This window comes from Brevibacterium pityocampae, assembly GCF_039541555.1.
GTDB classification, from domain to species: domain Bacteria; phylum Actinomycetota; class Actinomycetes; order Actinomycetales; family Brevibacteriaceae; genus Brevibacterium; species Brevibacterium pityocampae.
In genome coordinates this window covers 93,660-106,049 of sequence record NZ_BAABGL010000002.1, presented here as the reverse complement: position 1 = coordinate 106,049, position 12,390 = coordinate 93,660, and the positions used below count along the sequence as shown (strand labels likewise).

General features: G+C 66.1%; 10 protein-coding genes. 5 read left to right on the top strand and 5 right to left on the bottom strand.

Annotated elements, in window-relative coordinates:
- Positions 1-68 precede the first annotated feature (68 nt).
- From ABD883_RS00795 to ABD883_RS00785, 3 genes are all read left to right on the top strand, one after another.
- Entirely contained in the window at positions 69-803 is a 735-nt protein-coding gene (locus ABD883_RS00795) for a TetR/AcrR family transcriptional regulator (RefSeq protein WP_254668901.1), read from the top strand.
- Positions 804-943: 140 nt separating this feature from the next.
- Positions 944-2,245 (top strand): TRAP transporter substrate-binding protein DctP, encoded by a 1,302-nt coding sequence (dctP, locus tag ABD883_RS00790; RefSeq protein ID WP_345029103.1) that lies wholly within the window; start codon positions 944-946, stop codon positions 2,243-2,245.
- 424 nt (positions 2,246-2,669) lie between these two features.
- Positions 2,670-3,377 carry a M23 family metallopeptidase gene (locus tag ABD883_RS00785; RefSeq protein ID WP_345029102.1) on the top strand — a complete coding sequence of 236 codons (708 nt, stop codon included), beginning with the start codon at positions 2,670-2,672 and terminating at the stop codon, positions 3,375-3,377.
- Between the two features lie 90 nt (positions 3,378-3,467).
- On the opposite strand, the gene ABD883_RS00780 is transcribed toward ABD883_RS00785, so the two are convergent.
- On the bottom strand, positions 3,468-4,772 hold the full coding sequence (locus ABD883_RS00780; protein ID WP_345029100.1) for a type 2 periplasmic-binding domain-containing protein: 1,305 nt from the start codon (positions 4,770-4,772) through the stop codon (positions 3,468-3,470).
- Positions 4,773-5,299: 527 nt separating this feature from the next.
- On the opposite strand from ABD883_RS00780, the gene ABD883_RS00775 reads away from it, so the two are divergent.
- Positions 5,300-6,952, top strand: coding sequence for a DEAD/DEAH box helicase (locus ABD883_RS00775; RefSeq protein WP_345029097.1), 1,653 nt, complete (start codon positions 5,300-5,302; stop codon positions 6,950-6,952).
- A 54-nt stretch (positions 6,953-7,006) separates the two neighbouring features.
- Here the strand turns inward: ABD883_RS00775 and ABD883_RS00770 are convergent, their stop codons facing one another.
- Together ABD883_RS00770 and ABD883_RS00765 are read right to left on the bottom strand one after the other, a co-directional pair.
- Positions 7,007-9,043 (bottom strand): N-6 DNA methylase, encoded by a 2,037-nt coding sequence (locus ABD883_RS00770; RefSeq protein WP_345029096.1) that lies wholly within the window; start codon positions 9,041-9,043, stop codon positions 7,007-7,009.
- 2 nt (positions 9,044-9,045) lie between these two features.
- A complete protein-coding gene (locus ABD883_RS00765) occupies positions 9,046-9,534 on the bottom strand; it encodes an NYN domain-containing protein (protein WP_345029095.1) in 489 nt (162 codons plus the stop codon).
- Between the two features lie 349 nt (positions 9,535-9,883).
- Here ABD883_RS00765 and ABD883_RS00760 point away from each other — a divergent pair, with 349 nt between their 5' ends.
- A complete protein-coding gene (locus tag ABD883_RS00760; RefSeq protein WP_345029093.1) occupies positions 9,884-10,237 on the top strand; it encodes a hypothetical protein in 354 nt (117 codons plus the stop codon).
- A 161-nt stretch (positions 10,238-10,398) separates the two neighbouring features.
- Here the strand turns inward: ABD883_RS00760 and ABD883_RS00755 are convergent, their stop codons facing one another.
- Both ABD883_RS00755 and ABD883_RS00750 read right to left on the bottom strand, forming a co-directional pair.
- Positions 10,399-11,355 carry a VOC family protein gene (locus ABD883_RS00755; protein ID WP_345029091.1) on the bottom strand — a complete coding sequence of 319 codons (957 nt, stop codon included), beginning with the start codon at positions 11,353-11,355 and terminating at the stop codon, positions 10,399-10,401.
- 188 nt (positions 11,356-11,543) lie between these two features.
- Complete coding sequence (locus tag ABD883_RS00750; protein ID WP_345029089.1) at positions 11,544-12,368, bottom strand: endonuclease/exonuclease/phosphatase family protein; 825 nt, start codon at positions 12,366-12,368, stop codon at positions 11,544-11,546.
- Between the last annotated feature and the right edge of the window lie 22 nt (positions 12,369-12,390).

Genomic DNA, 12,390 nt, shown 5'->3' with positions numbered 1-12,390 from the left:
GTCGGCTCCTTCTCCTTACGCACACATGTTGTGAACAGTGTTCACAACGGCTAGCGTACACTTGCAATGTGAACACCGTCAACCGCGCCCATGCACGCACCACTTACCGTCATGGCGATCTCCGTACCGCACTGATCAGGATCGGCGTCGACCTCGCTGCGACCGGTGGTCCCCCCGCCGTCGTCCTGCGCGAGGCCGCACGCCGGGCCGGAGTCTCCGCCTCGGCCGCCTACCGTCACTTCGCGAACCACCAGGATCTGCTGGCAGCCGTGCGCCACGAGGTGCTCGAACGACTCGCCGACCACATGCGCAACGGCCTCGCGTCGCTCCCGCCGCGGACTCCGGCAACCGCGCGGCTCGCTGCCGCAGGCCGCGCGTACTTCGAGTTCGCCGTCACCCAGTCGAGCTCTTTCGCCTGCCTCATCGATGCCGTGCCGCTGGGCAGCGCCACACTGGGCAAGGACACCGCGGACCCCCTTGCGGTCCTCCAGGAGCTCCTCGACGCACGCCGGCAGGAACTCCTCGCAGCGGATCGAACAGACGCACTCGAACCTGCCGTCCAGCAGTCGGAGGGCTCAGCCGACCACCACGCGGGCACACAGCCCCCGGAATCGGACTGTGCTCCTGCGCCTGCATCGGCGGCGGGAACGCCTCAGGTCGACCCAGAGGTCGTCGCGCTGTGGGCGCCGATCCACGGAATCGCGGTGCTGTGCAGCGTCGGAGCGCTGGCCTGCCTTCCGGCCGACGACCGCACCGCATGTTTCGACGCCACCCTGGCAGCAGCCCTGCGAGGCATCACCTGAAGGCGGCGATCCCTGCGCTGGCGCACCCCACATCCCCCGACTCTTCAAAACTGCCTGAGCATTTGTTAGGGTGTTTTTGAGGTCGGTTCGACGATGAGCGACCCATCCGACTGCGCGAGTCCCGATTCACAGGTGAGATCATGAAGCGCCCCCTCTCCACAGATTCGCCCTTTTCCCCGTCCACAATTCGGCACCGCCGCAGCCACGTCATCGCCTTCGCAGCGGCCCTCTGTCTCACCCTGTCCGCCTGTGCTGGCAGCGCCGGCGGAGGTACCGGCGGCGGTGAGCGCGGCGAAGGCTACGCGTTCGGCACCTCCCCTGAGGTCGTCTCCGCCGCGATCGAGGACCTCGAACCGGTGACGATCACCTACCAGATCCCGGCGACCTCACAGAACTCCCCACAATCTCCGATCCGCACGTCCTTCAAGGAAGCCGTCGAAGAGATGTCCGACGGGCAAATCACGGTGGAGCTCGCCTGGAATCAGTCGATCGCCACCTACGACGAAATCCATAACGCATTGGCCGATGGCCGCGTCGACATGGCGTTCACTCTGCCCACGTACGACCCGGCACGGTTTCCCGCGTTCAATGCACTCAACCCAATCCTGGCTGGTGACGAATCCACCCCGGTAGTCGGCGAGCTCGTCACCAACCTCGCGGCAGCCGAACTGTCGTGGAACACCCCGGAGATCCTCGCCGAGTACGAGGAGAACGACGTGACACCGTTCCTCCCCGTCATGGCGTCCGGTGAGTACTACTCCGTCTGCACCGAGCCCAGCCCAGAACTCGACGACTGGCAGGGTCTCCAGGTGCGCGTCGGCTCTCCGGCGGCCTCCGACATGGTGAGCCACGTCGGCGGATCGCCGGTGTCGATCGCCGGAGTGGAGGCGTACGAAGCCCTGCAGCGCGGCACGATCGACTGCTCGCTCGCGGTGCTCTCCGACGTGGTCCAGGGCGGATTCTTCGAGGTCGCCCCGAACCTCGGCTACACGACCACGACGAGCTTCCCGCGCGTGTCCGGTGCCATCCTCACCGGTTCGGGAGTCGAGGAGCTGCCACTCGCATACCAGCAGATCCTCTTCGACAACTTCGCCGACTACTTCCACGGTGCAACGGTCTCCAGTTCGAAGAGTGAAGCCGTCGCCTCTACCCGCGAGCAGGGCGTGCAGATCGATGAAGCTTCGGAGGAGCTCCAGGCCGAGGTGAAAGCCTTCGCGGACGGAAAGCGGCAGGAGGTCGAGGAATCCGGCATCATCGGCGACGACATCCTCGACCGGATGGCGACCGTGCGCGAGGAATGGACGACCGAGGTCGAGGAGCTCGGGTACTCCGACGGTGGATCGCTCGCCGACATGGACGAGTGGTACGACATGGACACCGATTACCGGCCGCTCGGTGAGGCCTTCATGGAGAAGACGATGAAGGACCACCGCCCCAGCTGATCGACAAGCAGCGCAGGTCCGGATAGGAAACATCTCCTTGAAGGTCGGAGTGCTGTGCCGGCCCCGACGCTAGGAACCCCCATCACGGACCGGCAAGGCATCTGATTGCCCCCTGAGGGGGTGCTGAACTGCCTGCCAGGCGGGCCCGGTCGAGGTGAACCGCAGGTGAAACACGCGCTAGCCGCCCCGTGGCAGGGCCCTTAGCATCACCTTGGAGAACCCGTCCGAGACCCGAACGGAATCCGCGGTCCGCGCCCGGGGTCTGCCCCATGCTCATGCCGCACGCGCCGTCCGAACCGGCACGCACCTCGGCGCCGGGGCGATGAGGCGGTACTCAGACTCCGCTGTTCGGGTGAGTCGTGTCAGTTCAGCCGGACTGATGCGCACGTCCAGATCCCCGATTCCTCGCAAAAAATGATTCACAGTGACACGCACCATCCACACGGCTGCCGCAACTGAACACCCCCACCGCCCGACTCGCCGCGGCCACCGTCGCGTGGCGCCGGCCGTCGGACTCGCCGTCGGCCTGGGCCTCGCCTTCGGCGGGCCCGGACTGGTAGCCAACGCCGCCGAGGCGAGCGCCGGAGCGGACACCGCGCAGGAGAGCGTCGAGGCCGCCGCCGACCGCGTCTACAGCTCACCGGTTCCCTCCGGGACCGAGGTGACGGCCGATTTCGACAATCCGGGCTACCCCGGACACCTCGGCACCGACTACGGGACCCCCACCGGCACCCCGATCACCTCGGTGACGGACGGGAAGGTCCTCCGGGTCGAGGACGGCAAGACCGTCGGCGACACCTCGCCGAGCTCCGCGCTCAAGCACCACACGGGCAACGGCCTCGTCGTGGCCCACGGCGACATCAACGGCGACGAGATGTACACCTACTACGGACACCTCAGCAGCGTCGACGTGAAGCCCGGCGACACCGTCGAGGCCGGCACCAAGCTCGGTGAAGCCGGCAACACCGGCAACAGCGAAGGCCCCCACCTGCACTTCGGCGTGTTCCTCAACTCCGCGGAGCCCAGCGGTGCGATGTGGAAGTCGTCGACCGGAGTCGGGTTCATCGACCCGCACGACTGGCTCGACCGCAAGGGAGTCGATGCGGGAGCCGACTCCCCCGTGAAGCCGTGACCGGCTGACGCCCGCACGAGAACGGCCCGAGGCGAATTCGCCTCGGGCCGTTCGTCGTTCCGCTCACCGCTGGGAGGTGATAACCCGGTGTCACTCCGTCGGCCGGTGATCGAGGGCACCGGTGTTCTCGTAGACGTCCTTGGCGAAGGCCGACCAGTCGTCGTCGGCGCTGTACCAGTCGTCCATCTCCTCCATCGAACCCTCGTCCTCGTAGCCGAGGTCGGCCACCCGCTGGGTCCACTTGTCGGTGAGGTCGGACACCTGCTCCTTGATGTCCTCGGGCAGGTGGCCTTCCTCGACCGAGGCGTCCTGCAGCTCGATGAGGAACTTCCCGAGCTCGTCCTGGAACTCGTCATCGAACTCGTCGATCGTGCCGTCGACGCTCGCCAGGTCGGCGACGTGGACCGCGTTGGAGTCGACGTAGCTCTGCGTCGAACCGCTGACCATCGTGCCGCCGGCATCGAAGATGATCTGCTTGTAGGCCAGCGGCAGGTCGTTGAACTTCTGACCGGCGAGGTAGGTCGCGGAGAACCGTGGCCAGTTCGCACGAGTCGAGTAGGCCAGGTGGGGGGCCGCCTCGTAGATGCCGCTGATCTCCTTCGCGCTCATCGGGGAGAGATCGCAGTCGACGGTGCCGCGCTGCAGCGCCTCGAACGCCTCGGTGAACTCGAGGCTCGTCGGCACCGCGCCGAAGTGGTCGAGCGCCTGGCTCTGCGGGGCACTGCCGGCGCGCACCTGCTTGCCCTTGAGCACCTCGGCGGTGTTGATCTCCGAGTTGCAGTTGAGCGAGTAGGCGCCGTTGGCGAGGATCGGGGAGAGCACGGTGACGCCCTCCGCCTCGTAGCGATCGAGCAGCGCCTGGTCGTTCCAGCCGATCTCGGAGCCGACCGCGTTCGCCACCATCTCCCCGACGAGCGGGGAGTAGGGCACACTGCCCAGCGCAGTGCCGATCGCGCTCGCCTCGGGGAAGCGCTGGGGCTCGTAGGACACGAGGTGGTAGGAGATGTCGACGCGGCCGTCGACCACGGCATCGACGGCCTCGGGATAGCCGGCGACGGCCATGCCCCAGATGATCTCGACCTCGATCTGTCCGTTCGAGGCCTCCTCGACCGCCTTCTTGTAGTCCATCGAGCGGCGCCCGGCGACGGAATTCTCCGACGGCGCTCCGGTCTGGAAAGAGAGCTTCACCGGCTCGAGGTCGGCGATGGCCTCGTTGATCTCATCCTGCGAGGCGCCGTACTCATAGCCCTCGCCGCCGGTCTGTCCGCCTCCACCGGCGCCGGCGCTGCCGGCACATCCGGTGACAGCAAGCATCGCGGTGGCCAGCACACTGCCGGCCAGGAGCTTGGTGGTGCGTGATGCGAGCGCTCGGCTCGCTCCCGTGCTGATCCTCAAGACGTCATCGTCCTTTCACGAGGCGGTCCTCGATCCCCGCAGGGACTCCGGATCCACATTGCTCGACACCCTGGCGCTGAGGAAGCAGGGCCTCTTCGCCCAGCTCATCCCGTGTGCGCCTCGGATGCGTATCCACGTCGATACAGTCCCGAACCTAGACCGGGATCGTTCAAGAGTCCATATCTAACGTTCGATCTGTAAGCAGTTCGTGACCGAGCGAAGGAGCGCGCGGGGGTGTGCCGTCGGGCACGGCATCGCCCGGTCCCAAGTCCGCTGCGCCGGTAGCCGGACGGTCCCGAGTCCGGCCGATTCGGGTCAGCGGCACATCCGCGATAGGCTGAAGGTACTTGCGAACCCGTCATTCGGGTTCCCTGCGTCGTCAGGACTCCTCGTCATGGGAACCGTGTCCCCTTCCGGTTCGTGTTTCTGAAGCTACTTCCTCGCGGCGATCGAGAGCACCGTCCGGTGCTCCCGCCACCAGCCAGCTCCAGGGCCCCGCACCATGCACCACGCCTCGGCCTGGCACAATGAAAGGCCCCACCATCACCTCCACGCACACCACCCCGCAGTCCCCCGCGCGTTCGCGCAACCGCACCCGTTCGCAGAAGGCGACGCGCGCCCAGGGCGCACCCGGCGCCCAGCACGCAGTGCGGACCGAGGACTCCTCGGCCACCCGGGCACCCCGCAACCAGGAGCGCCCCGCACGCTCCCAGGACGCGGACCGCTCGACCGGTGCGGCCGCCCCGCAGCGCTCCGCCCGCACCTCGGCCCCGGCCGCGAAGACCCAGGACCGGAAGCCGTCGGCGGCCAAGGCACCGACGTCGAAGTCCCCGGCCCAGCCGACCACCTTCGCCGCACTCGGCGTGCCCGCGCGGCTCGTCGATTCGCTCGCCGCCGAGGGCAAGACCGAGGCCTTCCCGATCCAGCAGGACACCCTGCCCGACACCCTCGCCGGGCGCGACGTGCTGGGCCGGGGCAAGACCGGCTCGGGCAAGACCCTGGCGTTCTCCATCCCGATGGTCGCGCGCCTCGGCGACGACGCCCGCGGATCCCGCCGCCCCCAGCGCCCGCGCGGCATGGTGCTCGCGCCCACCCGTGAGCTCGCCACCCAGATCGATGCCGTGCTCAAGCCGCTGGCCGCGGAGTACGGGATGCGCACGACGACGATCTTCGGCGGTGTCAGCGCCGGCAAGCAGATCAGCGCACTGCGCAGCGGCGTCGACATCATCGTCGCCTGCCCCGGGCGCCTCGAGGACCTGCTCCAGCAGCGGGCACTGACCCTCGACGAGATCGAGATCACCGTGCTCGACGAGGCCGACCACATGGCCGACCTCGGCTTCCTCCCGGGCGTCACCCGCCTGCTGCAGAAGACGCCGGCCGACGGCCAGCGCATGTTCTTCTCCGCCACGCTCGACAACGGCGTGGACAAGCTCGTCAAGCGCTTCCTCCACAACGAGGTGCTCCACTCCGTGGACGAGGCGACCTCGCACGTGTCGGCGATGACCCACCACGTGTTCGAGGTGAGCAACGACGACAAGAAGCCGCTCATCGCCAAGCTCGCCTCCGGCACCGGCAAGCGGATCCTCTTCACCCGCACCAAGCACCAGGCGAAGCGCCTGGCCAAACAGCTCACCACCCAGGGCATCCCGGCCCGGGATCTCCACGGCGACCTGTCCCAGGGCCAGCGCGACCGCAACCTCGGCGCGTTCGGCGACGGGGACGTGCGCGTCCTCGTGGCCACCGACGTCGCCGCCCGCGGTGTGCACGTCGACTCCGTCGAGCTCGTCGTCCACGTCGATCCGCCGGCCGAGCACAAGGCGTACCTCCACCGCTCGGGCCGCACCGCGCGGGCCGGCAGCGCCGGTGACGTGGTCACGGTCGTGCTCCCCGAGCAGCGAAAGGACACCCGCGACCTGCTCCGCAAGGCCGCCGTCAAGGTCTCCCCGATCTCCGTCACCGCCGATTCCGACGAGGTCACCCGCCTCGTCGGTTCGCTCGCGCCGCACGTCGAGCCCGCACCTCGGGCGCCGCAGCAGCAGCAGGGTCAGGGCCGTGGACGCTCCGGCGGGCGCTCGTCCGGCCGCGGTGCGCAGGGTCAGGGCGCAGGCTCCTCCGGCGGACGCCGTCGTCGCGGCGGCCAGTCGCGTCGCAGCGGCGGGCGCTCGTACGCCGGGCGGTGAGGCGGTGCGGGGGAACGAATAGCGACATCACACGCACATCCACGTAGGAGATCGCTATTCGTTCCCCCCGTACCTGACAGCAGTGAGCGTGGCATCGATCAATTTCCCGGATGCCGATTTGAGGCTATCGACTTGCGACGTGAGATCCTCGAGCGTATTCAAGTAGTCCACGAGGAGCTTCTGAGACTCCAATGAGATGAGTGGAACCTGTATATCCTTCATCGACCGTCGAGGTATCCCGGAGCTCGTGGCTGTCGGCTCGTTCCACTTTGCGTTGACGCACCAATTGAGGTACTCCGCGTCCAGCTGTGACGACTCGATGACTCGAATGACTCGGCCACCGGATGACACACCGACGTTGTCGACCGGCACCCATATGGAAGGGCGGATGCCGATGATCGGGATTGCGATATCACCGGTCATTGCCGCGTCGTAATCGTCGGGCACCGGAGCAAACCCGCCGCTGTCGTCAGATGCGATCTGCTCGGCCATCAACCCTACTTCTCCGAGTGGAAGAATTAGAATCTTCCGGTTCCACTGGGACCCCTCTTCACTACGAGGTCGGGTGTGACAATTCACCGTCCGGACGACACCCAGCTTGAGGAGCTGTGCGATTGAGACAACTGGAGCCTTCTCGAAATCGGGTCGGGAATCCACATCGACCACCTCAAGAAATTCGTTCAGCCGTGCAACCTCCGTCTCAACTGCATTCGCTGCGGTGAGCCAGGACGATTGTGCTTCAGTCGCGGTTGGAGGCACGTAGAGGTGCGGTGCGGCTCGAAGATGCGTAGTGCGATTGGTCAAATCAGCTGTCGTGATAGAGACGTGGGGAACAGGCGGCACGTCGCCCGAACGTATTGTTGTCAGCCACCCTGCAACTTTGGATTCGACTTCTTTCTGCCCCGTTGCGTCAATGAGCATAGTCTGGTCGGCACCAGACGCCCTCAGCACCCAGAGGGCTGTGCCGATGTTCGTGTTCTTCATGAAGCCCTTCGGAAGCTCAACTACCGCTTCTACCTGGCCAGCTGCCACGAGGCGCTGCCTAAGGGTGCCAAGGCCGGTTGCAGTGAGAAGGTTGCTCGCGGTGATGACGTAGGCACTGCCGGTTGCGGAAAGATGATGAACAGCGTCCAAGATGAACCCGGCATCTGCAATTCGCGGGCCGGTCACTTCCGAGTATGAAAGCCATCGACGGTCAGTCGGGTTCATAGTGCCCGTGACCGACGGACCCAACGGCGGTTCAGCGATTACGACATCTGCCTTCAGGCTTGAGTGAGGATCGAACTCAATGATGTTCGCGCTAGACGCCGCGGCCTGTACACCGCAGAAAAACAACCTGAGCACCGCAATTGCGGTCGCGCTTGGGTCCACGTCGTTCGCAAAGTAATCGCAGTCGCCCCGAGTGTCAGCAATCTGCACCAGGGCATCGCCGATTCCACAAACTGGGTCGTATATTGAATTGCCGCCAGTCAGCGAAGTTCTTGCAAGCTCGGCGAGGAGTCGGCTTGCGGACGACCGGTAAGTACCGATTGCTACGGAATCAGCACGGCTGACGTCCGTGAACAGGCGTTCAACTATCTGCTCGCTGATGGATCGGGGTGTTTCAGACTTCATCGAAGATAGAACGCGAAGAGTGTCGAGCTCCGCCCGGGTGAGGCCATTTCGGGATCGCATCGCATGAGCAATCGTGTCTCGCACTGGCGTCGGGAGATCAAGTGCAAATGGCGCCAGATCACTCCACGTTTGCATTTTGCGAATTGCAGCGGTGGATAGAGGGTTCTCGCCGAATGATATGGCGAGGAGCATCAAGGCTGTCTCTGCCGCCGACTCTCGATCTTTTGATTCGGCTTGCAATCCTGTTATGACAGAGGCTAGATCAGCTTCTTGATTTTCCGAGAGAGGTGGATGATGGCCGTGCTGCGTCAACCACTCGATGATCTCTTCTCGGTCGAAGTACAGTCGCCGGGACGTGGATTCGGCGGACGGTGCTGGAAAGTCCTGGTATCGGGCCCGCCAGTTGGAAACCGCAGCGCGCCCCACGTGCGCCAATGCAGTGATGTCCTTGATCGTCACCAGACCTGAAGTGCTCATTATCAGGCTCCTTCTTTCCATTCGATCGAACCCGGCTCGTGCGGTTCCTGCGGCCTCAGCGTAGAAACTCGGGTTGCCGCCAGCTTCAAAGCCGGTGCCAGCGATTCCGTGTGGGCAAACACATGTGTCGGCAATCCATTGGTAGCCAGGTGAGCGATCATCGGAGCGAAGATGTGATCCCCCGACACCAGGAGAAGTTCGTCGAATCGTTGCGGCAGGTCTTCAGTCATGACTTGCAGAAGAGCGCAATCTGCTCCGTCTGTGCCCGGCTCAGCGACATACCGAACGCGTGTTCCCCAAGCGGAATAGAGGTTCGTCAGCGATAGCCCATCTCGGTTGCATCCGATGACGACCTGGTCTCCGGCTTGAAGTCCGAGCCGATGGGTCAGGATTCGTTCGACCCATGCACCCTGAGCAGGCGACGCGATCGGACCTCCGTTGACGTTTTCGACATCGACCACGATCATCCGACGGTTTGTATTGCGCTTCATGGCTGTTCTCCTGGAAGAGTAACTTGTGGTGCCTTGAAAACAACAATAGGCACGACACATGTCAGATGCAAGGCGTCGATGTACACAGTTTAGTACACAGCTTTCGCCTCCCCCTTCGCCCGGGTATCAAGCGAACCGTGGAATGGCCTCGAAACGATCCCTGGTACGAATCGAAACCTCACGCCCTACGACCACTCGCGTCGCAGCGGCGGGCGCTCGTACGCCGGCCGCTGAGGCGGTGTCCCTCGAGTACATGAGGGTGATCTCATAAACTCGGGGCAAAGCTGAGCTGCACCGGTCCTCCTCGCTCGACGACGCCCTGCGGTCCTCCGTGATTCCGCTCGAGAATGTGCCATGGATCCGTGCATCCGCCCACCACATCGACTTCTCCGACTATTACGGGACCTCCGGGTACATCAAAGCTGTTCGAGCTGAACCCGGGCCGGCGATGCACATCGGCTACGGGTGGAGCGAGGGCTTCACCAGCGCGGACGAAGCGATCAATGCGCTCGGTGACCTGGCTCCGGCGGGTTTCGAGCCCTGGCCCGGCACCCGGACGGGGATGTGGGGCATCTGGCATCCGGGCAACCGGGGGTACGACGGCAGCGAGCGGCGGTCGCGCAACGAACGCCGGCGGTCGACCTGCGACTCCTGCTTCATCGAGCTGCCGGAGTCCGGGATCTGCTCGAACTGCGACGACTGAACCAGGCAGGTGCAGTCGACGTCGACTGTCGGCGAGCACCAAGCATGACCCACTGTGCATGACGAAGGGGCGACACGGATTCCGTGTCGCCCCTTCGTCATGGGTGGGTGCCGGTGGGGCCGTGCCGTGATCGCTCGGCGGCCGAGGTCGGCCCGGCGCGCTCAGCCCTCCGAGGTCAGCGTCACCGGGGTGCGCCACGGGTCGAGGACCCGTACGGCCGCGCCGTCGTCCTGGAAGTCGATGCGCCGGTCGCGCAGGCGCTCGGCCACCGCCTCGACGTCGGTACGCGCCGGGAGCGTGATGCGCACGTCGCCGAGGCCCAGGCTGGCCGCCCGCGGGCCGGCGCCTCGGCTGTTCCACACGTTCATCGCCATGTGGTGGTGGTAGCCGCCGGCGGAGATGAAGAGCGCGCTCGGCATCATCAGGGTCTGCTCGAAGCCCAGGGTGTCGACGTAGAACTGCTTGGCAGTGCCGATGTCACCCACCTGCAGGTGGACGTGGCCGACCTCGGCGCCGGGACGCTCGGTGGCCGGACGGGCCTCGGGGTCGGCGGGGGCGAGGTGCGCCTGCAGGTACCGATTGGGGTCGAGGTGGATCGTGTCCATCGCCACCTGCCCGTCTGACCAGGACCAGTCTTCGCGCGGCCGGTCCCAGTAGAGCTCGATCCCGTTGCCTTCGGGGTCGGTGAAGTAGAAGGCCTCGCTCACGAGGTGGTCGGAGCTGCCGACGAACTCGGAGTGCGGGTGCCGGGCGGCGGAGAGCACGGTCGCAGCGAGCTCGGCCTGGGTCTCGAAGAGGATTGCGGTGTGGAAGAGGCCGGCGGACTGCCGGGACGCCCGGGGCAAGCCGGGTCGGTGCTCGAGGACGATGAGCGGTGTCGTGCCGCGGCCGAGCACGGCGGTGCGCACTCCGTCTGCGGCATGGTGACGGGAGTCGGTCAGTTCGGTGAGTCCGAGGGCGTCGCGGTAGTAGGCGACCATCGCCTCGAGATCGCCGACGGCCAGGGTGACGACGTCTATGCGGAGGTCGTCGGGCAGCAGGTCGCCTGCAGTGCGGCGGTGCTCGTCGCGCGACACGTCGATCGTCGGTCGACGCCGGGTTTCGGTCTGGTCGGTCATCGTGCTCCCTCTCGGGCGCGACGCGTGTCGGATGATCAGCAGGCTCGCCGCGCTGGATAGTAGAACATTCAACTAATGGCGGGGATTCCGTCGCCTGCGTCACAGTGCCCGACAATTTGCTCAGGACGAGCGGGGCAGTCCTGCCGCATTCGTCCCGAGCTCGCCGGGAGCGCGGCAAATCTCGTACCTCACCACTCGATCGTCAGCGCGGCGTGCACCGGTTCGTGATCGGATGCCGCGCGGCCTGCGAATCGCGCAGCGTTGATCCCCGCGGCATGCACGGTGATGCCCGCGCTCACCAGGATCCAGTCGATGCGCCGCCCGCCGGTGCGCGGCGGACGGTAGCCGGAGTAGGTGGCCCATTCCTCGGTGAGGCGGTGCTCCGCCGTCGTCCACGAGTCCCGCAGCCCGCCCTCGCGGGTGAGTACTCCGTACGGCGGTGAACCGACCCGGCAGTTGGCGTCGACCGTGAGCACCACCGCCCCTGGCTGCGCCGCAGCCAGGGCCCCGAGCATGTGCGCCGAACGGAGCCGGGACCTCGGCGACAGGTGATCGAGGTGGGTGTTGATGGCGGTGAAACGCTCCCCGGTGCGCTGATCGGCGAACTCCGCGGTGACGACGGCGCGCGGGATGAGGTTCCCCCAGCTGCGCGATCCGGGCTGTTCCGGGGTGTCGGAGAGCGCCAGCTGATTCCACCCCAGGAGTTCCAGCCGTCGGCTGTCGTAGAGGATCGGGATGCCCTCGTCGCTGCCATCGGCGCTGCGGCCCCGGCCGACGCTGCGATAGTCGGGTCCAAGGCTGTCGCGCACCCACGCGGCCTGGTCCGGCAATGCCTCCTGCACCCCGAGGACCGTGGGCTGCTCTGCCCGCAGCAGTTCGCGGACCAGCCATCGGCGTTCCGTCCACCGGTCGAGGCGCCTGCTGCCGAGGAGCCCTCCCCGCCGGCGGATGTTGAAGGACGTGACGTGCAGGCCCGGGGGTCGGATCGGCCCGATCAGCGCGGAGTGGGACATGCCTGCCGGCGTGGGGGTGCCA